Genomic DNA, 23,527 nt, shown 5'->3' on the forward strand with positions numbered 1-23,527 from the left:
CCACCGCGGACCCGGCCGAACCCGACCGGATCCACGAACAGTTCGACCCCGACGACGGCCCGCAAGCCGACGACACCGGCGCGCGTGCCGGCGCCGCCGCCGTCGACGTACAGCCACACGCCCCTAGAACACCGGCGTACCGTCGCGCGTGAGCCTCCAGTCCACCGACGCGAAGTCCTTCGGGTCCAGCTCACCCTTCGCGGTCACCCACTCCGCGATCCGCGTCCGGATCTCCGTCGACTCCGCCCACAGCTCCGTCGCGGAGGCCACGTGCGGGAACGCCCCGCCACCGTTGGCACGGTAGTTGTTCACCGCCAGCACGAACTGCTGAGCGTCGTCCAGCGCCGCACCGTTGTAGGTCAGGTTCTTGATCCGCGACCCCGCGGCCTGCGCGACGTCGATGTCGTACACCAGACCCGACACATAGTCGTAGTTGTAGTCCGGACGGCCGTTCGCGTTCGTCAGCTTCTCTGTGTCGACCACCGCGTCCGCCGCCGTCCGCACGAAGTACTCCGCCGAGTACTCCAGGTACGCCCGCACCTGCGCACCCGTCATCAACTTCGCGACCAGCGTGTTGTCGTACACGTACAGGCTCGACAGATCCCGGATCGTCACCTCGCCCGCCGGGATCTGCGACGTCCGCGAGAACGGCGACGCCTGCGCGATGACCGGCACCGACGCGTACGCCGTACCCGCCAGCGCCGCCCTCACCACGTCCTCCTGGACCTTGGTGATCAGATCGATGATCGGCGCGTCCTTGTAACGGGCATCCACCGTCGTCAGCGTGTCCGTCGCGCTGCCGACGACCTGATTGACGTACTCGACGACCTTCGCGTGCTCGTCGCGCAGCAACCGGGTGATCTTCGGGTCGTCCGCGACCGTGTTCGAGTTCAGCAGCGACGCCGCCACCGACTCGACCTCCCACCTGCCCTTCGCGAACACCAGCTCGACGTCGAACAAGGTGAGGCGCTCTCCCCAGCACAGCGGCTCAGAGAGCACGACCGTCTTGCCCGTCGCCTCGTTGGTGACCTTCAGCTCCGGGATCTCCACATGCGCGTGCCCCACGAGAATCGCGTCGATCCCCGGCACCTGCTTCGCCACATTGGCCGCCGCGTTCTCCACGTACGGCAACTGGTCACCGTACGACGACGTACCCGAAGAACCCGAATGCGCCGAGACGATCACCACGTCCGCGCCCATCGACCGCAGCTTCGGCACCCACTTCGCGGCCTGCTCCTCCAGACCCGGGAACGCCAGCTTGCCCTGCACATACGCCTTGTCCCAGATCGCGATGCCCGGGTTGGTCAGACCGAGCACCGCGACCTTCACCGGCGGCGCGCCCGGCACGTGGAAGTGCTTCATGAAATAGGGCGGGAAGGCGGGCTTCAACGTCTTCGCGTCCACGGCGTTCGCGCCGAGCAGCGGGAAATCGAGCTGGTGCTCGAACTTGCGGAGCGTCTCGATGCCGTAGTTGAACTCGTGGTTGCCCAGCGCCGCAGCGTCGTAACCGATCGCGTTCATCGCCTGAGCCATCGGGTGCACCGGACCACCCTTGGCGGTGATCGGGTCGACCTTCGCGTAGTAGTACGTCAGCGGCGTGCCCTGGATCGTGTCACCCGCGTCCAGCAGCAGCGTGTTGCAGTGGCCCCGTTCCTCGCGGATCTGGTTCACCAGAGTCGAGATCCGGGCCAGGCCCACCGAGTTGCCCTTGGCGTCCGAGTACGCCGTGTCCTTGAAGTAGTCCCAGTTGAAGACGTTGCCGTGCAGATCCGTCGTCCCCATCACCGTCAGCGCGTACCGCTTGGCCGGCTTGGTCGGCCTGCCCGGCCCCCTCGACTCCGCGGCCTCGGCCGCGGGAGCCGCCGCCGCACCGGCGATCGCCACCCCCGCCCCGGTCACGGCCGACTTCTTCAGGAACTTCCGGCGATTCAACGGCATATCGGGTTCTCCTCCGGGAACGGTCAACAACGCGCGTAGATTCTGACCCGTCCATGACCTACCGCAACAGGTCCAGCAGGTTGCGATCAGGTGTCCTGGCCCGTGAATCCACGACCCGAAATCAACCAACCAGTGACAGAGTTGGACGTATGACCACCACCCCCGACACCCCACCGACGGCCCTCCCCTACGGCACCCCCGACGCCCCCCGCATCGCCGTACGCGGCGAAGCCCGCCTCGAAGTCGAACCCGAAACCGCCCGCGTCATCGTCACCGTCGGCGCCCGCGGCAAAGACCGACGCACCGCACTCGACGACCTCACCCGCCGCAACACCATCGTCCTCGACCTCATCAAAACCTACGCGGACGCCGTCGAACGCCTCGAGACCAGCGGCCTCTCCATCACCCCCGAACTCACCCGACACGGCCGCGGCGAACGCGTCCGCACTTACCACGGCAACGTCTACGTCACCGCCGAACTCACCGACTTCACCGCACTGGGCGAACTCATCACCCGCCTGGCCGACCTCGACCTCACCAGCGTCGACGGCCCCTGGTGGGCCCTTCGCCCCGACTCCCCGGCCCACCGCCAGGTACGCCGGCAAGCCGTACGAGAAGCCGTCCAACGCGCCCGCGAATACGCCGAAGCCCTCGACACCACCCTCGACGCACTCGTCGAGCTCGCCGACATCGGCGCCGAAAACACCCCGCCGGCCTACCCCCAGCCGCCCGGCCGCATGCGCTCCATGGCCTTCGCCGAAGCCACCGAAGACACCGCCGCACCCCTCGACCTCGAACCCCAGCGCCAACACCTGCACGCCCAGGTCAACGCCCGCTTCACCATGCGACCACCCCGCCTGTAAACCGACCAGATGCTCATCGGAGCGCGGCGACGCACACTTCAACAGTTGTCAATAGCCCTTCACGCAAAGGTGGTTGAGTAGTCATGCCACGCCAATTCTCTACCCGCCGGTAAGGCCTAGGCTCGAAACATGCGCCGAGCAAAAATCGTCTGCACCCTGGGCCCCGCGACCGACTCGTACGACCGGATCAAAGCCCTGGTCGAGGCCGGAATGGACGTCGCCCGCTTCAACCTCAGCCACGGCGAGCACGCCGAACACGAGGAGCGATACCAGCGCGTACGAAAGGCCTCCGACGAGACCGGCCACAGCGTCGGCCTCCTCGCCGACCTTCAGGGCCCGAAGATCCGACTCGGCCGCTTCACCGAAGGCCCCGTACTCCTTGAACGCGGCGACACCTTCACCATCACCGTCGAAGCAGACACCGAAGGCGACCGCCACACCTGCGGAACCACCTACCAAGGCCTCGCCACCGACGTCACCCCCGGCGAACGCATCCTCGTCGACGACGGCAAAGTATGCCTCGAAGTCACCTCCGTCGACGGCCCCCGCGTCCACACCACCGTCATCGAAGGCGGCATCGTCTCCGACCACAAGGGCCTCAACCTCCCCGGCGTCGCCGTCTCCGTCCCCGCCCTCTCCGACAAGGACGAGGCCGACCTCCGCTGGGCCCTGCGCACCGGCTTCGACGTGATCGCCCTCTCCTTCGTCCGCAGCGGCAAGGACATCCAGGACGTCCACCGCATCATGGACGAGGAAGGCCGCCGCCTCCCCGTCATCGCCAAGGTCGAGAAGCCCCAGGCCGTCGAGAACATCGACGACATCGTCGCCGCCTTCGACGGCATCATGGTCGCCCGCGGCGACCTCGGCGTGGAAATGCCCCTCGAACAGGTCCCGATCGTCCAGAAACGCGCGATCAAACTCGCCAAGCGCAACGCCAAGCCGGTCATCGTCGCCACCCAGATGCTCGACTCCATGATCGAGAACTCCCGCCCCACCCGCGCGGAGGCCTCCGACGTCGCCAACGCGGTCCTCGACGGCACCGACGCGGTGATGCTGTCCGGCGAGACGAGCGTCGGCAAATACCCCGTCGCCACCGTCCGCACCATGGCGAAGATCGTCGAAGCGGCCGAGGAGGACATCCTCGCCAAGGGCCTGCCCCCGCTCACCGAGAACAACAAGCCCCGCACCCAGGGCGGCGCGGTCGCCCGCGCGGCGGCCGAGATCGGCGACTTCCTCGGCGCGAAGTTCCTCGTCGCCTTCACTCAGTCCGGCGACACCGCCCGCCGCCTCTCCCGCTACCGCTCCCCGATCCCGCTCCTGGCCTTCACCCCGGAACCGGCCACCCGCTCCCAGCTGAACCTCACCTGGGGTGTCGAAACGTTCCTGGGCCCGCACGTCGACTCCACCGACGCGATGGTCGACCAGGTCGACGAGCTGCTGCTGCAGTACGGGCGCTGCCAGAAGGGTGACGTCGTGGTCATCACGGCGGGCTCACCCCCCGGGGTGGCCGGCACCACGAACCTGGTCCGCATCCACCACATCGGCGAGGACGACAGCCCGAAGTAGACGGTGGCGCGGGTCAGTGCTTGGGGCCTACGTGGACGTCGAGCAGGGCTACGGAGGCTTTGCGGGCGATGGAGATGTTGAACGGGTCGCTGCCGCGGGCCAGAGTCGTCCACTCGACGCCGACCTGGTCGAGGGTGTCCGTAAGGAGCTTCCGGATGTCGTCGGACTTGTTGGCGAAGAAGTAGCGCGGGTATTCGTACCGCTTGCGCTCACCGGCGACCATGCGGGTCGTCCAGTTGGTGATGCGACAGCCGTCGGAGTGAATGAGCCCCCGGATGAACTCCCACGGGTGGGCGTCGACGATTTCCTGCTGCCAGGGCTCCAGAGCGATGTGGCGGTCGTGCTTCTTGCCCGGACCGTGCTGGGGGAAGAGGCAGTAGAGGTGCATCGAGTAGACCTTGACGTTGCGGCAACCGGTCCTGCGGACCCGGCAGACAGAGTTGTCGGGGAAGACCGTACGCATGGCCTGCTCGCACTCGTCCATCAGGCCAGGCCATGACTCGGCACAGGTGATCATGAGGTTGGGTGCGCGGTGCTCGGAGTAGCGGCTGATGTGACCGTCGCCGAGATAGAGGCCCAGCAGATAGCTGTATGCCGACTCGTTGAGTTCTCGGCCATCGCATTTTGGGCATTTGGGGTCGCGCTTGCCCTGACACTCGCCGCGTTTCGCTCGGTCCACATGCTTCCAGTAGCTCACCGTCCCTAAAGGCACCTTCAGACCCCGCGCCACGTCGGCGTTGCTCATGCCGTTTCGGAGGAGAGTGACAGCTTTTTGTCGTACTTCAGTGCCATGGAAGTTCATGCGAACACTCTGCGTCACCCATCGTGACCCAGTGCAGCAAAAAGCGGATGTTCACGAGAACGTGAACATCCGCTTTCTGGACGGTGCCGGGTGCGGGACTCGAACCCGCAAGCCCTCTCGGGCAGATGTGTTTGAGACATCCGTGTATGCCATTCCACCAACCCGGCAGGACTGGCTGCCCGGAAGCATACCGGGTCACCACAGCTCCTCGCCTCTAGGTAGGCTGCATAGGCAGCAGTACCTGCCCGGCCCGTACCAAGGAGCCCCCGTGACCGCCCCCGAGTCGCCCCAGCCCGTAGACGCGCCCGACGACGACAAGTCGCACGTGCCTCCGCTGACGACCCGTGTCGTCATCGCCGAGGACGAGGCCCTGATCCGGCTCGATCTCAAAGAGATGCTGGAGGAGGAGGGCTATTCCGTCGTCGGTGAGGCCGGTGATGGTGAGCAGGCCGTCGAGCTCGCCCGTGAGCACAAGCCTGACCTCGTGATTCTCGACGTGAAGATGCCCAAGCTGGACGGCATCTCGGCGGCGGAGAAGATCGCCGAGGAGCGGATCGCGCCGGTGCTGATGCTGACCGCGTTCTCGCAGCGGGACCTCGTCGAGCGGGCGAGGGACGCGGGGGCCATGGCGTATCTCGTCAAGCCCTTCAGCAAGAGCGATGTGGTGCCCGCCATCGAGATGGCCGTGTCGCGCTTCACGGAGTTGAAGGAGCTGGAGCGTGAGGTCGCCGACCTGAGCCAGCGTCTGGAGACGCGGAAGCTGGTGGACCGGGCGAAGTCGGTGCTGCAGACGCAGTACGGGCTGACGGAGCCGGCCGCGTTCCGGTGGATCCAGAAGACGTCGATGGACCGGCGGATGTCGATGCAGCAGGTCGCCGAGGCGGTCATCGCGGACGCCGAGGAGAAGAAGGCCGCGAAGGGCTGAGTTCCACCGCCCCCGCGTACGTACGACGAGGCCCGCGTTCCCTGAGTCAGGGGCGCGGGCCTCGTCGTGGGTGAAGCGGGTGGGTCAGTCCTCGCCGAGGTAGGCCTTGCGGACGGACTCGTCGTGGAGCAGGTCCTGGCCGGTGCCGGAGAGGACGATGCTGCCGACCTCCATGACGTGGCCGTGGTCGGCGAGCGAGAGTGCCGCTTGGGCGTTCTGCTCGATGAGCAGGATGGTCATGCCCTGGGACTTGAGTTCGGCGATGGTCGCCATGATCTTCTGCATCATGATCGGTGAGAGGCCCATGGAGGGTTCGTCGAGCATGAGCAGTTTGGGCTGGGACATGAGGGCGCGGCCCATGGCGAGCATCTGCTGTTCGCCGCCGGAGAGGGTGCCCGCGGCCTGCTTGCGACGTTCGCCCAGGATGGGGAAGAGGTCGTAGGCGCGCTGGATGTCCTTCTCGATGCCGGGTTTGTCGCTGCGCAGGAAGGCGCCGAGGCGGAGGTTGTCCTCGATGGTCATGCGCGGGAAGATGTGCCGGCCTTCGGGGGAGTGGGCCAGGCCCAGGGAGACGACCTGGTGGGCGGGTGTCTTCTTGAGGGACTTGCCGTTGAACTTGATCTGGCCGCCGACGGGCTTGAGGAGGCCGGAGAGGGTGCGCAGGGTGGTGGTCTTGCCGGCGCCGTTGGTGCCGATGAGGGTGACGACCTCGCCTGCTTCGACCTTGAACGAGATGCCCTTGACGGCTTCGATCTTGCCGTAGGCGACGCGGAGGTCCTCGACTTCGAGGAGTGCGGTCATCGGTCGTTCTCCTTGCCGGGCGTGGCGTCCGTCGTGGTCTCGGCGTTCGCTTCGGCGGCCTCGACTTCGGCGATCTCTTCGTCGCCGGGGGCGTCTTCGAAGGGTTCGCCGAGGTAGGCGGCGATGACGCGTTCGTCTGCCTGGACGGTGGCGCTGTCGCCTTCGACGAGTTTTTCGCCCTGGACGAGGACGGCGACGCGGTCGCAGAGGTTGAAGATGAAGCGCATGTCGTGCTCGATGACGAGAACGGCGATGCCCTTGTCGCGGATCGCGAAGACGAGTTCTTCCGTGGCCCGGGTCTCTTGCGGGTTCATGCCGGCGGTGGGCTCGTCGAGGAGGAGCAGGCCCGGTTCGCTGGCGAGGGCGCGGGCGATCTCCAGTTTGCGCTGCTCGCCGTAGGGGAGGTTGCGCGCGAGGTGGTCGGCCTTGGCCGCGAGTCCCACGAACTCGAGGAGTTCCATGGCGCGTTCGCGGGAGGCGGCTTCGGCCCGGTGGAAGCCGGGGAGGCGCAGGACGGCTGACCAGAAGCCTTCTTTGGTGCGGGTGTGGCGGCCGACGAGGACGTTTTCCAGGACTGTCATGTTGGCGAACAGTCGGATGTTCTGGAAGGTGCGTGCGACGCCGGCGGCGGTGACTTTGAAGGACTTGGGCGGCAGGACGGTGCCCTTGTAGCGGACTTCGCCTTCGGTGGGGATGTAGAGGCCGGTGAGGCAGTTGAAGAAGGTGGTCTTGCCGGCGCCGTTGGGGCCGATGAGGCCGACGATCTCGCCGCTGTTGACGGTGAGGTCGACGTCTCGGACCGCGGTGAGGCCGCCGAAGCGCATGGTGACGCCGCGGGCGTCGAGGACGGTTTCCCCGGTGGCGGGGGCGCCGGGGGTGGTGTCCTTGGTGGTGGTGTCGGTGGTCATGGTGGTCAGGCCCCTGCCTTGGTGAGGACGGTGGGCGCTTCCGCTTCTTCGTGGAACTCGAGCTGGCGGCGTCGGTTGGGGATGAGGCCCTCAGGACGGAAGCGCATCAGCAGGATGAGTGCGAGACCGAAGGCGAAGAGCTGGTAGTCGCCGAGGAACTGGAGCTTGTTGGGGATGAGGAAGAGCAGTGAGGCGCCGATGAGGGGGCCGCCGATGGTGCCCATGCCGCCGAGGACGACGGCGGCGAGGAGGAAGGCGGAGTTGGGCGGGATGGGGCCGGCGAAGAGGTACTGCTCGGGGGTGACCGTGTAGGTGACGTGGGCCTGGACGGTGCCGGCGAGGCCGGCGAGGGAGGCGCCGACGGCGAAGGCGATGAGCTTGACGCGGAAGCCGTTGATGCCCATGGCGAGGGCGGCGGTCTCGTCTTCGCGGATGGCGACCCAGGCGCGGCCGATGCGGGAGTCGCCGCTGCGTCGGAACACGGTGACGACGACGGCGGTGATGATCAGCATCAGGAAGAAGTAGTTGGCGAAGCGGCCGATGTCGATGCCGAGGATGTTGTGGACGGCTCCGAAGTCGAATCCGAGGATGTCGAGGTTCGGGATGGAGGAGATGCCGTTGGAGCCGTTGGTGATGTCGGGGCCGGAGGTGCCGTCGAGGTTGTTGGCGGTGATCCGGAAGATCTCTCCGAAGCCGAGGGTGACGATGGCGAGGTAGTCGCCGCGCAGTCGCAGGGTCGGGGCGCCGATGAGCACGCCGAAGACGAGGGATGCGCCGGCGCCGACGAGGGCGGCCGCCCAGAAGGGGAAGTGCACGTCGAAGGGGGAGCTGGGGGATCCGGAGACCATGGCGGCGGCGTAGGCGCCGACGCCGAGGAAGGCGACGTAGCCGAGGTCGAGGAGGCCGGCGAGGCCGACGACGATGTTCAGGCCGAGGGCGACGGTGGCGAAGATGAGGATGTAGACGCCGAGGGTCGCGTACTGGTCGTCGGTCTGGGTGAAGGGGAATGCGGCCGCGGCGACGAAGGCGCCGCAGACGGTGATGTTCTGGTGCCGGGCGGTGATCTGGGATGCCTGTGTGATCAGACCGGACTTGTTGAGGGCGGCGAAGCCGAAGCCGGCGGTGATGAGGAAGCCGATGAACAGTTCGTCGTACTCGGTGCCGATGCCGTAGGTGAAGACGGTGAGGCCGAGGGCGAGGAGGGCGGCGATGATGAGGATCTCGACGTACGAGGAGAGCTTGCCGACCGGGCGGGCGGTGCCGGAGGCGAAGGCGGCCTTGATGGTCGTCCACTGGTGGGCGGCCTTGTGCTTGGAGTGCTCCCACGCCGTGTCGTCGGGGTCGATCGGGTCGGCCTCGGGGTGCTCGAAGGGCAGGGCGAGTGCGCCGATGAAGGCGGTGAGGCTGCCGAGCGCGACGAGGTAGCCGCCGGGTTCGAGGTTGACGACGCCGCCGAGGGTGCTGCTGATCGCGAGGACCGTGTACCAGCTGGTGGCGAAGGTGGCGAGGGCGGCGAACTTGATGGCGCCGTCGGCGCCGGCGGGGATGAGCCAGCCGAGGCCCTTGATGCCGTGGGAGGCGAGGGCGAAGAGGGTGGTGAGGAGCGCGCCGATGAGGACGAGGACCTGGAGGCCGCCCGGGTAGCCGTAGACGGTCAGGTCGCCGGGGAACGCGGAGGTCCAGGTCCAGGCGAGGAAGGTGGAGATGACGGTGAGGATGGCACCGCCGGTGGCGAGGAGTCGGCCCACGTGTGGCGGGATGCCGATGAGGCCGGACTGCGCGGGCGCGGGTGCGCTGGGGGTTTCGGGTGCGGTGGTCTGTGTGGTCATCGGTGTCACGCCCTGTCAGCGACGCGCTCGCCGAGCAGGCCCTGGGGCCGGAACAGCAGCACGAGGATGAGGAGTACGAAGGCCCAGACGTCGGCCCAGGCATTGCTGCCGAACTTGTCCATGCCGGGGATGTCGGCGATGTAGGCGGTGGCCAGGGTCTCGGCGACGCCGAGGACGATGCCGCCGATCATGGCTCCGTAGATGTTGCCGATGCCGCCGAGGACGGCCGCGGTGAAGGCCTTCAGGCCGAGCAGGAAGCCCATCTTGAAGTCGATCTGGCCGTACTTCAGGCCGTAGGCGACGGCTCCGACGGCGGCGAAGGTGGCGCCGAGGGCGAAGGCGATCACGATGATGCGGTCGGTGTTGACGCCCATGAGCTTGGCGGTGTCCGGGTCCTGGGCGGTGGCCTGCATGCCGCGTCCGGTGCGGGTCTTCATCACGAAGTAGCCGAGGAAGGCCATGCTGAGGGGCGCCGCGGCGAGGAGGAAGACGTCGCCGGTCTGGATGGTGACGCTGCCGATGTCGAAGGATCCGCCGGGGATTTCGGGGAAGGTGCGGGCGGACTTGGCCTCGGGGTACCAGGCCCAGACGGCCTGCTGGAGGGCGAGGGAGAGGCCGATGGCGGTGATGAGTGGTGCGAGGCGTGGTGCGTTGCGCAGCGGGCGGTAGGCGAACCGTTCCGCGCCTACGGCGATGGTGACGGAGACGATGATGGCGCCTACGAGCATGAGGGGCAGTGCGAGCCACATCGTGGTGCCACCGGGGAGCCAGAGCCAGACCGTGAGAGCGCCGAAGGCTCCGGTCATGAAGATCTCGCCGTGGGCGAAGTTGATGAGCTGGACAATGCCATAGACCATTGTGTAGCCGATGGCGACAAGGCCGTACATGGATCCCAGTAGCAGGCCGTTGACCAGCTGCTGCGGCAGTTCGTTCACCGCATGTCCTCCGAGACGGTTCGGATGTTACGACGGGTGGGGCCGGATGTGAGTGCGCGCGGGGCGCCAGTGGAACAGCGCCCCGCGCGGCTCAGGTGTGGTGCGGGTGGTGTCAGCCGGAGTAGGTGCCGGACTTGACGGCCTTCCACGCGCCGTTCTCGACGGCGTAGACGGTGAGCTGCTTGTTGGTGGCGTCGCCGAACTCGTCGAAGGAGACCTTGCCGGTCACGCCGTCGAAGGAGACGTTCTGGACGGCGGCGGTGACCTTGGCGCGGGCGTCGTCGGGCAGCTTGCCGCCGTTGTCGTCGACGACCTTCTTGACGGCCTCGATGATGGACCAGGCGGAGTCGTAGGAGTAGCCGCCGTAGGCGCCGTAGGCCTCCTTGTAGCCGCCCTTGCCGTAGTTGGCGACGAACTCCTTGGCGGAGTCGAGGGTTTCGACGGGGGCGCCGACGGAGGTGGAGAGGTCGCCGGTGGCGGAGGCGCCGGCGAGCTTGATGAAGTCGTCGGCGTAGATGCCGTCGCCGCCGATGAGCGGGATCTTGGCGCCGGCGGCCTTGATCTGCTTGCTGAGCGGGCCGGCCTGCGGGTACTCGCCGCCGTAGTAGACGGCCTCGGCGCCGGAGTTCTTCACCTCGGTGGCGACGGCGGAGAAGTCCTTGGACTCGGGGTTGATGTGCTGGGTGCCGACGACGGTGCCGCCGAGCTTCTTGAACTCCTCGGTGAAGGTGCCCGCGAGGCCGGCGCCGTAGGTCTTCTTGTCGTCGATGACGAAGACCTTCTTCTTCTTGGCGTCGTTGAAGACGTACTGGGCGGCGAACGGGCCCTGGATGGCGTCCGTGGTCGCGGTGCGGAAGTACGACTTGTACGTGCGGGTCTTGCTGGTCGCCCAGTTGGTGCCCTGGGTGAGCGCCGGGTTGGTGTTGGCCGGGGAGACCTCGACCAGCTTGGCGTCGTCGAAGACCTTCTGCATCGACTCGGCGACGGAGGAGTTCAGCGGGCCGACGACGCCGATGACGCTCTTGTCGGCGACGAGCGCGGTGGCGTTCTGCTGGCCCGCGGAGGGCTGTGCCTGGTCGTCCTTGGAGACGACCTTGAAGGTGACGCCGTCGACGTACTTCTTGTCGTTGGCCGTCTTGGCGGCGAGGTCGACGGAGTTCCTGATGCCGAGGCCCAGCGCGGACAGGTCGCCGGTGAGCGGGGCGTCGACGCCGATGGTGACGACGGTGCCGCCGCTGTCGGAGCTCTTGTCGCCGCTGTCCCGCGAGCCGCAGGCGGTGAGGGTGAGTGCTCCCGCGGAAAGCGCGGCGGTGATGGCGATGAGCGAACGTTGACGCACGTTCCAGTCCTTTCCCTGGGCGGCCCTCCCCCCTGGAAGAGGCCGAGTCGAACGCTGGCCGAAGTGATATTCCGGCCGCGGTGACTGGCCGTGACTCTAAGCCGGGGCGAGAACATGGAGGAGAGTCTGACCAAGGCTGTGACGCTCTTGTTATGACACGAGGTAATGCAGAGCGGTACCCAGAGGGTGGAACAGTGGAATTCCAGCCGATTCGCCCTGTCCGCATGGTGAGAACTCGCAGGACGGGACTGGGGAGTTCAGGTGTCTCGGGCGTTTTGGTCGTTACCGAGATTCGTTGCTGCAGGCGACTTGTAGGGCTTCGGAGAGGTCGTGTGCATACCGTGGGCCGAGGATGAAGCTCTGGACTTGTATTGCGCGCACATTACGTAGAGTTACATCCAGGAAAGGGAGTCCGGCGTTCCTCGGCACTTTTCCGCATTCCGTGACATGCATGGTGATCGCGATCTTGCTGGTGGATCCAGATTCTGTCCGAAAAGGGGCCAGTGGGGCCGATGTCAGGGCGAGTCCGGCGTAGGGCTGCGCCACGCGGGTCACGGTGACGGGCGGCCCCGAATCGACGACGCTCAGGAGCACCTCGAAACCGAAGCTCTTCGGCGGCGCGCCGGGCTTCGCGGCCTGCCCGCCGAGGTAGGTGACCTCCACCGTCTGGGCCGGGAACGGCGGTGCGGGGGAGGCCTGTTGGCGCCTGGGCTGCCGGGTCTCGCAGACGTAGCCGCTGCCGGCGAGCAGGGCGACGGCGGTCAGGGTGGCGAGCGCGGCCCGGCGGTGCTCGGCGTAGTGGCGGGCCAGCCGGCCGCGCGGTTTCACGGGGTGCGCCGGGAGCTCTTTCCGCGCGCGCGTGCCCTCTCCGGGCTCGACGGGGCCGACGCCGCTCACTGCCAGGGGCCCTTGCCGGGGCCGCCGGAGCGGTACCAGTCGGCGCAGCCCGTGCGCGTCTCGCGGTCGATCAACTCGTCGGCCGCGTCGGCCCCTTGGCGTTTCTTCTCGGTTCGCGCGGCGTTCACGACGGTCCGCAGGATCTCGTACTGGCCGTTGGACAGCCCCATCGACTGGTAGTCACCGTAGGTAGGGGAGTCCAGGACCTCGCGCGCCCAGTGGGCGACGATGCGGGTGCACAGCTCTTCGGGCGGGGTGGGCGAGGGGCTGCCGCTCGCGCTGCCCGTACGGCCGGTGTCGCCCGTACGGCTCGCATCGGCCGTTCCGCTCGCGTCGCCCGGGCCGCCGCAGCCGGTCGTCAGTGTGCCCGTCAGGAGCGCGAGTCCGAGCAGGCGCGCCGCCGCGGGCCGAGAAAAGAGGCCTCCCGTTGCCATGCCCCGACGCTAGGGCGCCCGGCGGCGCGGGGCAACGGCCCCGCGCGCGCCGCGACTTGCCCCGGAGGTCAGCCGGCCGTGTGCACGCGGGCCTGGTCGCTCGGGTTCACGTCCCGCAGCAGACAGGTCAGCCGGGCCGTGCAGACCCGCCGGCCCTCTTCGTCGCTGATCACGATCTCGTACGTGGCGGTGGTGCGCCCGCGGTGCACGGGTGTGGCGACTCCGGTCACCAGGCCGGACCGGGCACCGCGGTGATGGGTGCAGTTGAGGTCGACACCGACGGCGATCTTGGAGCTGCCGCCGTGCAGCATGGAGCCGACCGAGCCGAGGGTCTCGGCGAGCACGGCGGAGGCGCCGCCGTGCAGCAGGCCGTACGGCTGGGTGTTGCCCTCGACCGGCATGGTGCCGACGACGCGGTCGGCGGAGGCCTCCACGATCTGGACGCCCATACGGTTGCCGAGGTGGCCGGCGGAGAACAGGGCGGGCAGGTCGACGCCGAGCGCGGCGTACTCGTCGAGGACCTCCTGCGGGAACTTCACGTGCTGCTGCTCGCCCATGGGACCGGCTCCGTTCTTCGTGATCTGTACGGCCGTGCCGTGCCGTTCTCCGCACGGCACGGCTCGCTGAGCAAACGCTCAGTCGGTCGCCGATTGTTCCAGACGCACGACGACGGACTTGCTGGCCGGGGTGTTGCTGGTGTCGGCGGTGGCGTCCAGCGGGACCAGGACATTGGTCTCCGGGTAGTAGGCGGCCGCGCAGCCCCGCGCCGTCGGGTAGAGCACCACCCGGAAGCCGGGCGCCCGCCGCTCCACCCCGTCCTTCCACTCGCCCACCAGGTCGACGTACGAGCCGTCGGCCACCCCCAGCGTCCGGGCGTCCTCGGCGTTGACGAGCACGACCCGGCGGCCGTTCCTGATGCCCCGGTAGCGGTCGTCGAGGCCGTAGATCGTGGTGTTGTACTGGTCGTGCGAGCGCAGCGTCTGCAGCAGCAGCCGGCCCTCGGGCAGTTCGGGGTACTCGACGGGCGCGGCGGTGAAGTTGGCCTTGCCGGTGGCCGTCGGGAAGCGGCGCTCGTCCCGCGGGGCGTGGGGGAGGGCGAAGCCGCCGGGGTCGGCGACGCGCGCGTTGAAGTCCTCGAAGCCGGGTATCACGCGAGCGATGCGGTCACGGATCGTCGCGTAGTCCTTCTCGAACTCCTCCCAGGGAGTGTCGCTGTCCGCGCCGAGCACCCGGCGGGCGAGCCGGGCCACGATGGCGGGTTCGCTCAGCAGCTGCGCGCTCGCGGGCGTGAGCCGGCCGCGGGAGGCGTGCACCATGCCCATCGAGTCCTCGACCGTGACGAACTGCTCGCCGCCGCCCTGGACGTCCCGCTCGGTGCGGCCGAGCGTCGGCAGGATCAGCGCCCGCGCGCCCGTGACGACGTGCGAGCGGTTGAGCTTCGTCGACACGTGCACGGTCAGCCGCGCGCGCCGCATGGCCGCCTCGGTGACGTCCGTGTCGGGGGAGGCGGAGACGAAGTTGCCGCCCATGGCGAAGAAGACCTTCGCCTCGCCGTCGCGCAGCGCGCGGATGGCCTGCACGACGTCGTAGCCGTGCTCGCGCGGCGGCGCGAACCCGAACTCCCTCTCCAGGGCGTCAAGGAAGGCGGGGGCGGGCCGCTCGAAGATGCCCATCGTGCGGTCGCCCTGCACGTTGGAGTGGCCGCGCACCGGGCAGACGCCCGCGCCCGGACGGCCGATGTTGCCGCGCAGCAGCAGGAAGTTGACCACTTCGCGGATGGTCGGGACGGAGTGCTTGTGCTGGGTGAGGCCCATGGCCCAGCAGACGATGGTGCGTTCGGAGGCGAGCACCATCCGCAGGGTCTCGTCGATCTCCTCGCGGGTGAGGCCGGTCGCCGCGAGCGTCTCGTCCCAGTCGGCGGCGCGGGCCGCCGCGGCGAACTCCTCGAAGCCGTGGGTGTGCTCGTCGATGAAGGCCTGGTCGGTGGCGCCGTCCGTCTCCAGGATCAGCCGGTTCAGGAGGCGGAAGAGGGCCTGGTCGCCGCCGATGCGGATCTGGAGGAACAGGTCGTTGAGCGCGGCGCCCTTGAGCATGCCCTGGGGGGTCTGCGGGTTCTTGAAGCGCTCCAGGCCCGCCTCGGGCAGCGGGTTGACGCTGATGATCCGCGCGCCGTTCGCCTTGGCCTTCTCCAGCGCGGACAGCATCCGCGGGTGGTTGGTGCCCGGGTTCTGGCCGGCGACGATGATCAGATCGGCCTGGTAGAGGTCCTCCAGCAGGACGCTTCCCTTGCCGATGCCGATCGTCTCGTTCAGGGCCGAGCCCGACGACTCGTGGCACATGTTCGAGCAGTCCGGCAGGTTGTTGGTGCCCAGCTCGCGCGCGAAGAGCTGGTAGAGGAACGCGGCCTCGTTGCTGGTGCGGCCCGAGGTGTAGAAGAGGGCCTCGTCGGGCGAGCCGAGCGCGGCGATCTCCTCGGCGACTATGTCGAAGGCGCGCTCCCAGCCGACCGGCTCGTAGTGCTCGGACCCTTCGGCGAGATACATGGGGTGCGTGAGCCGTCCCTGCTGCCCCAGCCAGTAGCCGCTGCGCCCGTTGAGGTCCCGCACGGAGTGCGCCGCGAAGAACTCCGGGGTGACCCGGCGCAGGGTGGCCTCCTCGGCGACCGCCTTCGCACCGTTCTCGCAGAACTCCGCCGCGTGCCGGTGGTCCGGCTCCGGCCAGGCGCAGCCCGGGCAGTCGAAGCCGTCCTTCTGGTTCACACGCAGCAGCGTCAGCGCGGTGCGCCGCACGCCCATCTGCTGCTGGGCGATGCGCAGGGAGTGCCCGACGGCCGGCAGTCCGGCGGCCGCGTGCTTCGGCTCCGCGACCTGCGGCGCGTCCTGGACCGGATCGGCCTTGGGCGGCTTCGTTGCCATCGCACGCTCTCCTTCTGCTGCGCGGGTGCTGTGTCTGCCGGGACTGTGCCGCCGGCGGTCCCACCGCGGACCCCCGGATCCCCGACCTCCTTCGATCCTCGCACGTGCCGGCGACAGCGCTTCCGGCCGGGCACGCGGGGATCGGGAGCAATGGTTGCTGGAGGAAGCACGACGACCGCGCTCCGCGGTGCCGTGCCGGCGCGTCGCCGCCTCTTCGCGGTGCCCGCCCGCCCGTGCGTCGCCGCCTCTTCGCGGTGCCTGCCCGCCCGTGCGTCGCCGCCTCTTCGCGGTGCTTGCCCGCCCGTGCGTCGCCGCCTCTTCGCGGTGCTTGCCCGCCCGTGCGTCGCCGCCTCTTCGCGGTGCCTGCCCGCCCGTGCGTCGGCCGTCGCCCGCCGTGCTTGCCGGGTGGCTGTCCGCCCGCCGTGCTCGCTCGCGTCGACCGCGCTGCGCCCCGCCCGCTCGCGTGTCGACCGCCGTCCGTCGTGCCGCCCGTGTGTCGACTGCCTCTTCGCGGTGGCCGCCCGTGTGTCGCCGCCTCTTCGCGGTGCCTGCCCGCCCGTGCGTCGGCCGTCGCCCGCCGTGCTTGCCGGGTGGCTGTCCGCCCGCCGTGCTCGCTCGCGTCGACCGCCCTGCGCCCCGCCCGCTCGCGTGTCGACAGCCGTCCGTCGTGCCGCCCGTGTGTGGACCGCTGCCGGTCGCCGCGCTGCACGCGGGCGTGGGCTGGTGCCTGGCGGCTGCTGGCCTTCATCGGGGCCCCGCCGCGCTGCACGCGCGCGTGGGCTGCCTCGTCACGCTTGCCCGCGTGCGCGGGCCGCACGTCGCCGTGCCTGGCCGCGCGGGCGGCCGGGGCGGGTGCGGTGGTTGAGTGCGGTGGGCGGAGCCGAGTGTCAGTGCGGCGTGGCAGGATCGGGGACGTGGCAGAGACAGCAGCGAAGAAGACCGACCGTACCCCCGGCGAAAGCCGTCCGCGACTGATGCTCATGGACGGGCACTCGCTGGCCTACCGCGCGTTCTTCGCGCTGCCCGCGGAGAATTTCACGACTGCGACGGGGCAGCCGACGAACGCGATCTACGGCTTCGCGTCGATGCTGGCCAACACGCTGCGCGACGAGGCGCCCACGCACTTCGCGGTGGCCTTCGACGTCTCCCGCAAGACCTGGCGCTCCGAGGAGTTCACGGAGTACAAGGCGAACCGTTCCAAGACCCCGGACGAGTTCAGGGGCCAGGTCGAGCTGATCGGCGAGCTCCTCGACGCGATGCACGTCTCCCGGTTCGCGGTCGACGGCTTCGAGGCCGACGACATCATCGCCACGCTCGCCACCCAGGCCGAGGCCGCGGGCTTCGACGTACTGATCGTCACCGGTGACCGCGACTCCTTCCAGCTGGTCTCCGAGCACACGACGGTGCTCTATCCGACGAAGGGCGTCTCCGAGCTGACCCGCTTCACCCCGGAGAAGGTTTTCGAGAAGTACGGATTGACGCCCGCGCAGTACCCCGACTTCGCGGCCCTGCGCGGCGACCCGTCCGACAACCTCCCCGGCATCCCCGGCGTCGGCGAGAAGACCGCCGCGAAGTGGATCAACCAGTTCGGGTCGTTCGCGGACCTGGTCGAGCGCGTCGACGAGGTCAAGGGCAAGGCCGGGCAGAACCTGCGCGACCACCTGGACGCGGTCAAGCTCAACCGCCGGCTCACCGAGATGGTGGTGGACGTCGAGCTGCCGAAGACGGTCGCCGACCTGGAGCGCGCGCCGTACGACCGCAAGACCCTCGCGATGATCCTGGACACCCTGGAGATCCGTAACCCGTCGCTGCGCGAGCGGCTCCTGGCCGTCGACCCGGGCGCCGAGGAGGCCGAGACGACCGTGGCGGTCGCGCCGGGCGTGGAGCTGGACGGCACGGTGCTCGGCACCGGCGAACTGGCCGGCTGGCTCGCCGAGCACGGCACCGAGATCCTCGGCGTCGCCACCGTCGGCACCTGGGCGCTGGGCACCGGCTCGGTCTCCGAGGTCGCCCTCGCCGCGGCCGGGGGGCCCGCCGCCTGGTTCGACCCGGCCGAGCTGGACGAGGGCGACGAGAACGCCTTCGCGGCCTGGCTGGCCGACGACAGCGGACGGAAGATCTTCCACAACGCCAAGGGCGCCATGCGGGTCTTCGCCGAGCACGGCTGGAGCGTCGCCGGCGTACGCATGGACACCGCGCTCGCCGCCTACCTCGTCAAGCCGGGCCGGCGCTCCTTCGACCTGGACGCGCTGTCCCTGGAGTACCTGGGCCGGGAGCTGGCCCCGGCCGCAGCGGCCGACGGGCAGCTGGCCTTCGGCGCGGACGACGGAGCCGAGGCCGAGGCCCTGATGGTGCAGGCCCGCGCGATCCTCGACCTGGGCGAGGCCTTCGAGGGCCGGCTCGAGGAGGCCGGCGCCGCGGACCTCCTGCGGGACATGGAGCTGCCCACCTCCGCGCTCCTCGCGCGCCTGGAGCGGCACGGCATCGCGGCGGACCGGGCCCACCTGGAGGCCATGGAGCAGATGTTCGCGGGCGCGGTGCAGCAGGCCGTGAAGGAGGCGCACGCGGCGGCCGGGCACGAGTTCAACCTGGGCTCGCCCAAGCAGCTCCAGGAAGTGCTGTTCGGTGAGCTGGCCCTGCCCAAGACCAAGAAGACGAAGACCGGCTACACCACCGACGCCGACGCCCTCGCCTGGCTGGCCGGCCAGACCGACAACGAACTGCCGGTCATCATGCTCCGCCACCGTGAGCAGGCGAAGCTGCGTGTCACCGTCGAGGGCCTGATCAAGACGATCGCGGGCGACGGCCGTATCCACACCACCTTCAACCAGACGGTGGCGGCGACGGGCCGGCTGTCCTCCACGGACCCGAACCTGCAGAACATCCCGGTCCGTACGGACGAGGGCAGGGCGATCCGGCGCGGCTTCGTGGTCGGCGAGGGCTTCGAGTCCCTCATGACGGCGGACTACAGCCAGATCGAACTGCGCGTGATGGCCCACCTCTCCGAGGACGAGGGCCTGATCGAGGCGTTCACCTCGGGCGAGGACCTGCACACCACGGTCGCCTCGCAGGTCTTCGCGGTCGAGCGCACCGCCGTCGACGCGGAGATGCGGCGCAAGATCAAGGCGATGTCGTACGGCCTGGCGTACGGCCTGTCGGCCTTCGGTCTGTCCCAGCAGCTGAACATCGAGGCGGCCGAGGCCCGCGCGCTCATGGACACCTACTTCGAGCGCTTCGGCGGGGTCCGGGACTATCTGCGCCGGGCCGTGGACGAGGCACGGGCGACGGGCTACACCGAGACCCTCTTCGGCCGCCGCCGTCACCTGCCCGACCTCAACAGCGACAACCGGCAGCGCCGTGAGACGGCCGAGCGCATGGCCCTCAACGCCCCCATCCAGGGCACGGCGGCGGACATCGTCAAGATCGCCATGCTCAACGTGGACCGGGCGTTGCAGGAGGCGGACCTCAAGTCCCGGATGCTCCTCCAGGTCCACGACGAAATCGTCCTGGAGATCGCCCCCGGTGAGCGCGCGGCGACCGAGGAGATCGTCCGCCGCGAGATGGCCGGCGCGGTCCGCCTCCGCGCCCCGCTGGACGTCTCGGTGGGCGTGGGGCCGGACTGGGAGTCGGCGGCGCACTAGCCGGAGCCGGAAGCCGGAGCGGGACCGGAGCCTGAGCCAGAGCCTGGGTCCGCAGGTTCCGGCTCGGCTCACGAGCCGCTGCCGGGGGGAGCGGTCGTGTCACACCGCTCGGACGGGCCCCGCCGGTGGACTGCGGTCGAGCAGTGCGATGCCGGCCGTCGGGCGCGGTCGAGGCGCGGTCGGGCAGTGCTGTGCGGCCGGGCCGCGGGCTCCGGTCGGGCCGTGTGATCCGGTCGGCCGGGACGGGCGCGGTCGGGCGGCGGCGGGCTTTCGGGCGGCGCGGGCCGTTCGGGCGGCATCCGACGCACTACCGCAGCAACCCGTCACTCGCGTGGACCCCGCGAGTGAGCCCGCCGGCACCCGTGCCCGTAAGGATGCGGGCATGGGTATACGCATGCTCCACCGTCGGACGGGACCCGACCGGGCCCGTCCCCAGGGACAGTCGTCGGCGCAGGCTGGTGGCACGGGCACGGCTGTTACCGGTGCCGGGCTTCCGGCGGTCCCGGCCTTCGCCGCCGGGGCGACCACTGTCCGCATTCCCACCACCACGGCCATGGCCCTGAGGAAGCTGGCCCGGCAGCTCCGGTGCGGGGTCACCCGCCGAGAACCGGTCACCGTACGCGCCCATGAGACGCCCGCGTGGCGGCTGTGGGCCGAGACCGGCCGGGGCTACCTGGATCTGCTCGCCGCCCGGGTGCCCAGGCGGCGGCGCAGGACGGGCACCCTCACCGTGTTCGTCGCGGCGCCCGTCAAGCTCCGTCGGTCTCCGGACGGCCCCGCCCCACGCTGACCCTCTCCCGGCCCCCGGCGGCGGCCCCCGCCGCCGGGCGCCACACCCGGACGCCGACGGCGTACAGCAGCAGCCCCAGCACCAACCCCGCGCCCGCGCCGAAGCACACGGTCGGGATCAGCTCCCACGGCTTGGCCGTCGCACCCCAGTACGCCCACCACCGTGACACCCGGTGCGCCGCCCCGGCCAGCGCGCAGCCACCGAGCACGGCGACCGCCCACCACCGGTCCCGCACCGACAGGACAGGCACACCGGTCGGCACACCGGTCGGCACATGGGTCGGCACATGGGTCGGTACACCGGTCGGCACCTCCGCCGACACTTCCGGCGGCACCTCCGCCGACGGCGGCGGTGCGAGTACCGCCGCCCGTCGCAGCGCGAGCGCCACGAACGTGATGATCACGACCGCGGCCAAGGCCGAGCTGCCGTACTGCAGATACCAGTACAGCGGCGAGCCCGCCACACTCCGGCCCAGGACGGGGAACAGCCGCGTCCCCCAGCGGTCGTGGTGGGTGAACGCGTCCCACACGACGTGAGTCAGCGCGCCGAGCGCCGCCGACGCGTACCACCACCCCACCGAGGCGGGCCGCACGCGCGCGCGTGGCGCTCCGCAGCGCAGCAGTGACGCCCACCGCCCCTGCCGGGGCCCCGGCAGCAACGCCACCAGCGGCTCACGCACCAGCAGCCACAGCCCCACCAGCGCCCAGGCGACGAGGACGTCGACCGTGAAGACGCCCGGGAAGGAATGGGTGACCTCGCCGAACTCCATCGCTCCCGAGAAGACACTCGCCGCGTAGTAGGTCATGTCGGGCGCGAAGGATCCGGCCACGAGTACGGCCGGCAGCAGCGGACCGCGGCCGGATCCGTCGGTGCGCACAACGGGCAGCACGGCCGCCGCATGACTCAGAGTGAACGGCAACCCGGCCCCCCGCGACGGACATCGGCCGGTCGGTCGGCCGGGTGATCATTGATGTCCAGTATGCGGGACGATCACCCCGGCGAACCGAACTTGGCCAACTGGTGAATATCGGGCACGAACGGGTGCCCGAGGAAATGAAGTTGTCGTAGGGTCACCTGGGTCACACGCCCTGGGGGGCAACCCCCGCGGCGGGTCGATCGTCACACCAGGGCGGGAACACCAGCGGGAACACAGGACAGAGTCGGTCGGACGCGCTCGGCGTCCACGGGAGGGAAGCACTCTATGGCGGCGCAATTCGGCAGGAGGCTCCGCAAGGGTGCGGTCGCCACCACCGTGGCAGCGGCCGCGGTCGCGGCACTCTCCGCGTCCCAGGCGCCGGGGGTGACGGTCGACGACCAGGGCCGGCAGACGGCCGCCGACAGCCAGTCCTCGCCCGAGGTCACCGCCGACGACGGTGCGGCCACCGGCAACTCGCCGTACTACACGGACCTGCCGCCGCTGAAGAGCCCGAGCCCCGCGCCGAGCGCGAGCACCGGCCCCAGCGCCGGGGCCACCACGGGCCCGGCCGAGGCGGGCATCCCCGCGACCGTCCTGGACGCCTACAAGAAGGCCGCGGCCGAGCTGGCCGTGTCCAAGGCCGGCTGCAACCTGCCCTGGGAACTCCTCGCCGCCATCGGCAAGGTCGAGTCGGGTCAGGCCCGCGGCGGCGACGTCGACGCGAACGGCACCACCCTCAGCCCGATCCTGGGCCCGAAGCTGAACGGCGACGGCTTCGCGTACATCAAGGACACCGACCACGGCGCGTACGACGGTGACAGCACCGTCGACCGGGCCGTGGGCCCCATGCAGTTCATCCCGTCCACCTGGGCGTGGGCGGGCCGCGACGGCAACGGTGACGGGGTCGAGAACCCCAACAACGTCTACGACGCGGCGCTCGCGGCGGGCCACTACCTGTGCCGCAACGGCTGGGACCTGTCCGGCCAGGCCGACCTCGACCGCGCGATCCTCAGCTACAACAACTCACAGGACTACCTGAACACGGTCCTGTCGTGGCTGGAGTACTACCGCAAGGGCACCCACGAGGTCCCGAACGGCACGGGTACCGTGCCCTCCGGCCGCAGCGACGACCACGGCAGCGGGTCGGGCTCCCCGACCGCGCCCCCGACGTCCAAGCCCAGCCCGCACCCCGGCAAGCCCGGCGGCGGGAGCCCGAGCCCGTCGACGCCGGGCACGCCGGCCCCGACGCCCACCGACACGGTGGACCACCTGGAGGACGTGGGCACGCTGAAGCTCACCGCGACGGCGGGCGAGACGTTCGGCAGGAAGATCAGCACGCGGGCCGAGACCAAGGCCGGCAAGGGGGTCGGCAAGGTCAGGATCCGCTTCACCGTCGTCGGTGACACCGACACCACCTTCGCCGGCGGAGAGACCGTCGCCGTGGTCGCCACCAACAGCGTCGGCCTCGCGGTCGCGCCGGCGCTCCAGGCGGGCGAGAAGACCGGCGACTTCACCGTCCGCGCCCTTCTCATCGGCCGTACGGTCTCCGCCGTCGACTACCCGGCCACCGTCACCGCGCGTGCCGCCGACGCCCTCACCCGCACCAGCGACACCGCGCTGACCTGCACCCCGGGTGGGGAGTTCGCGGACCAGGTCGAGGTGAAGGCCACCTACGGCGGCGCCGTCGCGGACAAGGTCGCGGCCACCGCCACGCTCATCAAGTCGGCGGACGACCCGACCGAGAACGACAAGGGTCCCTCCTTCAAGGACGCGGACGGCAAGGCCGTACGCACCCTGACGGACCTGACGACGGACGCGAACGGTCTGCTGAAGCTGCCCAAGCTGTACGCGGACGACGTCACCGGCACGTTCCTGCTGCGCATCACCACCACGGGTGGCGCGACGCTGACCGTCGAACTGACGGTCGCGGCGCCCGAGACGACGCCGAGCCCGACGCCCGGCACCTCCGAGAGCCCCTCGGCCTGACCCGCACACGGAACAGGGCGTCCCTCCGCCGCGGCGGAGGGA

At 69.7% G+C, this 23,527-nt stretch carries 18 protein-coding genes and 1 tRNA gene; 6 read left to right on the forward strand and 13 right to left on the reverse strand.

Annotation, left to right across the window (positions count from 1 at the left end; translation table 11 throughout):
* Positions 1-123: 123 nt before the first annotated feature.
* On the reverse strand, positions 124-1,938 hold the full coding sequence (locus ACFV0T_RS34380) for a bifunctional metallophosphatase/5'-nucleotidase (RefSeq protein WP_385788062.1): 1,815 nt from the start codon (positions 1,936-1,938) through the stop codon (positions 124-126).
* A gap of 149 nt (positions 1,939-2,087) precedes the next feature.
* Between ACFV0T_RS34380 and ACFV0T_RS34385 the strand changes: the two genes are divergently transcribed.
* On the forward strand, positions 2,088-2,801 hold the full coding sequence (locus tag ACFV0T_RS34385; protein WP_385788065.1) for an SIMPL domain-containing protein: 714 nt from the start codon (positions 2,088-2,090) through the stop codon (positions 2,799-2,801).
* A 129-nt stretch (positions 2,802-2,930) separates the two neighbouring features.
* Positions 2,931-4,367: a pyruvate kinase gene (gene pyk, locus ACFV0T_RS34390; protein ID WP_385788068.1), complete on the forward strand. Its 1,437-nt coding sequence runs from the start codon at positions 2,931-2,933 to the stop codon at positions 4,365-4,367.
* A 13-nt stretch (positions 4,368-4,380) separates the two neighbouring features.
* Here the strand turns inward: pyk and ACFV0T_RS34395 are convergent, their stop codons facing one another.
* Together ACFV0T_RS34395 and ACFV0T_RS34400 are read right to left on the reverse strand one after the other, a co-directional pair.
* Positions 4,381-5,169 carry a helix-turn-helix domain-containing protein gene (locus tag ACFV0T_RS34395; RefSeq protein ID WP_385788071.1) on the reverse strand — a complete coding sequence of 263 codons (789 nt, stop codon included), beginning with the start codon at positions 5,167-5,169 and terminating at the stop codon, positions 4,381-4,383.
* 84 nt (positions 5,170-5,253) lie between these two features.
* A tRNA-Leu gene (locus ACFV0T_RS34400) sits at positions 5,254-5,336 on the reverse strand.
* A 101-nt stretch (positions 5,337-5,437) separates the two neighbouring features.
* Between ACFV0T_RS34400 and ACFV0T_RS34405 the strand changes: the two genes are divergently transcribed.
* The gene (locus ACFV0T_RS34405; protein ID WP_385788074.1) at positions 5,438-6,094 is read left to right on the forward strand and encodes an ANTAR domain-containing response regulator; all 657 of its coding nucleotides are present in this window, start codon (positions 5,438-5,440) and stop codon (positions 6,092-6,094) included.
* Between the two features lie 84 nt (positions 6,095-6,178).
* Here ACFV0T_RS34405 and ACFV0T_RS34410 read toward each other — a convergent pair whose 3' ends face one another.
* From ACFV0T_RS34410 to ACFV0T_RS34450, 9 genes are all read right to left on the reverse strand, one after another.
* The gene (locus ACFV0T_RS34410; RefSeq protein ID WP_385788077.1) at positions 6,179-6,895 is read right to left on the reverse strand and encodes an ABC transporter ATP-binding protein; all 717 of its coding nucleotides are present in this window, start codon (positions 6,893-6,895) and stop codon (positions 6,179-6,181) included.
* Complete coding sequence (locus ACFV0T_RS34415) at positions 6,892-7,803, reverse strand: ABC transporter ATP-binding protein (RefSeq protein ID WP_385788079.1); 912 nt, start codon at positions 7,801-7,803, stop codon at positions 6,892-6,894. Before ACFV0T_RS34415 ends, ACFV0T_RS34410 begins: the two co-directional genes overlap by 4 nt.
* A gap of 5 nt (positions 7,804-7,808) precedes the next feature.
* Positions 7,809-9,632 (reverse strand): branched-chain amino acid ABC transporter permease, encoded by a 1,824-nt coding sequence (locus ACFV0T_RS34420; RefSeq protein ID WP_385788082.1) that lies wholly within the window; start codon positions 9,630-9,632, stop codon positions 7,809-7,811.
* A gap of 5 nt (positions 9,633-9,637) precedes the next feature.
* Positions 9,638-10,567, reverse strand: a complete 930-nt coding sequence (locus tag ACFV0T_RS34425; RefSeq protein WP_385788085.1) for a branched-chain amino acid ABC transporter permease — start codon at positions 10,565-10,567, stop codon at positions 9,638-9,640.
* A 112-nt stretch (positions 10,568-10,679) separates the two neighbouring features.
* Complete coding sequence (locus ACFV0T_RS34430; protein ID WP_385788088.1) at positions 10,680-11,906, reverse strand: branched-chain amino acid ABC transporter substrate-binding protein; 1,227 nt, start codon at positions 11,904-11,906, stop codon at positions 10,680-10,682.
* A 282-nt stretch (positions 11,907-12,188) separates the two neighbouring features.
* Complete coding sequence (locus ACFV0T_RS34435) at positions 12,189-12,803, reverse strand: Tat pathway signal sequence domain protein (protein WP_385788091.1); 615 nt, start codon at positions 12,801-12,803, stop codon at positions 12,189-12,191.
* Positions 12,800-13,237, reverse strand: coding sequence for a hypothetical protein (locus ACFV0T_RS34440; RefSeq protein ID WP_385788094.1), 438 nt, complete (start codon positions 13,235-13,237; stop codon positions 12,800-12,802). Before ACFV0T_RS34440 ends, ACFV0T_RS34435 begins: the two co-directional genes overlap by 4 nt.
* A gap of 68 nt (positions 13,238-13,305) precedes the next feature.
* Positions 13,306-13,794 (reverse strand): PaaI family thioesterase, encoded by a 489-nt coding sequence (locus tag ACFV0T_RS34445; protein WP_385788097.1) that lies wholly within the window; start codon positions 13,792-13,794, stop codon positions 13,306-13,308.
* Between the two features lie 78 nt (positions 13,795-13,872).
* Positions 13,873-16,152: an FdhF/YdeP family oxidoreductase gene (locus tag ACFV0T_RS34450; RefSeq protein WP_385788100.1), complete on the reverse strand. Its 2,280-nt coding sequence runs from the start codon at positions 16,150-16,152 to the stop codon at positions 13,873-13,875.
* A gap of 914 nt (positions 16,153-17,066) precedes the next feature.
* On the opposite strand from ACFV0T_RS34450, the gene polA reads away from it, so the two are divergent.
* Complete coding sequence (gene polA / locus ACFV0T_RS34455) at positions 17,067-19,793, forward strand: DNA polymerase I (protein ID WP_385788102.1); 2,727 nt, start codon at positions 17,067-17,069, stop codon at positions 19,791-19,793.
* Positions 19,794-20,175: 382 nt separating this feature from the next.
* The gene (locus ACFV0T_RS34460) at positions 20,176-20,583 is read left to right on the forward strand and encodes a hypothetical protein (protein ID WP_385788104.1); all 408 of its coding nucleotides are present in this window, start codon (positions 20,176-20,178) and stop codon (positions 20,581-20,583) included.
* Here the strand turns inward: ACFV0T_RS34460 and ACFV0T_RS34465 are convergent.
* Positions 20,543-21,502 (reverse strand): DUF4184 family protein, encoded by a 960-nt coding sequence (locus tag ACFV0T_RS34465; protein WP_385788107.1) that lies wholly within the window; start codon positions 21,500-21,502, stop codon positions 20,543-20,545. The two genes, ACFV0T_RS34460 and ACFV0T_RS34465, sit on opposite strands and share 41 nt — an antisense overlap.
* Before the next feature lie 282 nt (positions 21,503-21,784).
* Between ACFV0T_RS34465 and ACFV0T_RS34470 the strand changes: the two genes are divergently transcribed.
* Positions 21,785-23,485, forward strand: coding sequence for a lytic transglycosylase domain-containing protein (locus ACFV0T_RS34470; RefSeq protein ID WP_385788109.1), 1,701 nt, complete (start codon positions 21,785-21,787; stop codon positions 23,483-23,485).
* Positions 23,486-23,527: the final 42 nt, after the last annotated feature.

The organism is Streptomyces sp. NPDC059582, from assembly GCF_042735715.1.
Classification (GTDB): Bacteria; Actinomycetota; Actinomycetes; order Streptomycetales; family Streptomycetaceae; genus Streptomyces.

What these genes read in the sequence shown, in the direction of transcription:
- ACFV0T_RS34380 (WP_385788062.1), bottom strand. Translation starts at nt 1,938, where the DNA reads ATGCCGTTGAATCGCCGGAAGTTCCTGAAGAAGTCGGCCGTGACCGGG.
- ACFV0T_RS34420 (WP_385788082.1), bottom strand. Translation starts at nt 9,632, where the DNA reads ATGACCACACAGACCACCGCACCCGAAACCCCCAGCGCACCCGCGCCC.
- ACFV0T_RS34460 (WP_385788104.1), top strand. Translation starts at nt 20,176, where the DNA reads ATGGGTATACGCATGCTCCACCGTCGGACGGGACCCGACCGGGCCCGT.
- ACFV0T_RS34415 (WP_385788079.1), bottom strand. Translation starts at nt 7,803, where the DNA reads ATGACCACCGACACCACCACCAAGGACACCACCCCCGGCGCCCCCGCC.
- ACFV0T_RS34385 (WP_385788065.1), top strand. Translation starts at nt 2,088, where the DNA reads ATGACCACCACCCCCGACACCCCACCGACGGCCCTCCCCTACGGCACC.
- pyk (WP_385788068.1), top strand. Translation starts at nt 2,931, where the DNA reads ATGCGCCGAGCAAAAATCGTCTGCACCCTGGGCCCCGCGACCGACTCG.
- ACFV0T_RS34395 (WP_385788071.1), bottom strand. Translation starts at nt 5,169, where the DNA reads ATGAACTTCCATGGCACTGAAGTACGACAAAAAGCTGTCACTCTCCTC.
- ACFV0T_RS34445 (WP_385788097.1), bottom strand. Translation starts at nt 13,794, where the DNA reads ATGGGCGAGCAGCAGCACGTGAAGTTCCCGCAGGAGGTCCTCGACGAG.
- ACFV0T_RS34470 (WP_385788109.1), top strand. Translation starts at nt 21,785, where the DNA reads ATGGCGGCGCAATTCGGCAGGAGGCTCCGCAAGGGTGCGGTCGCCACC.
- ACFV0T_RS34410 (WP_385788077.1), bottom strand. Translation starts at nt 6,895, where the DNA reads ATGACCGCACTCCTCGAAGTCGAGGACCTCCGCGTCGCCTACGGCAAG.
- ACFV0T_RS34440 (WP_385788094.1), bottom strand. Translation starts at nt 13,237, where the DNA reads ATGGCAACGGGAGGCCTCTTTTCTCGGCCCGCGGCGGCGCGCCTGCTC.
- ACFV0T_RS34450 (WP_385788100.1), bottom strand. Translation starts at nt 16,152, where the DNA reads ATGGCAACGAAGCCGCCCAAGGCCGATCCGGTCCAGGACGCGCCGCAG.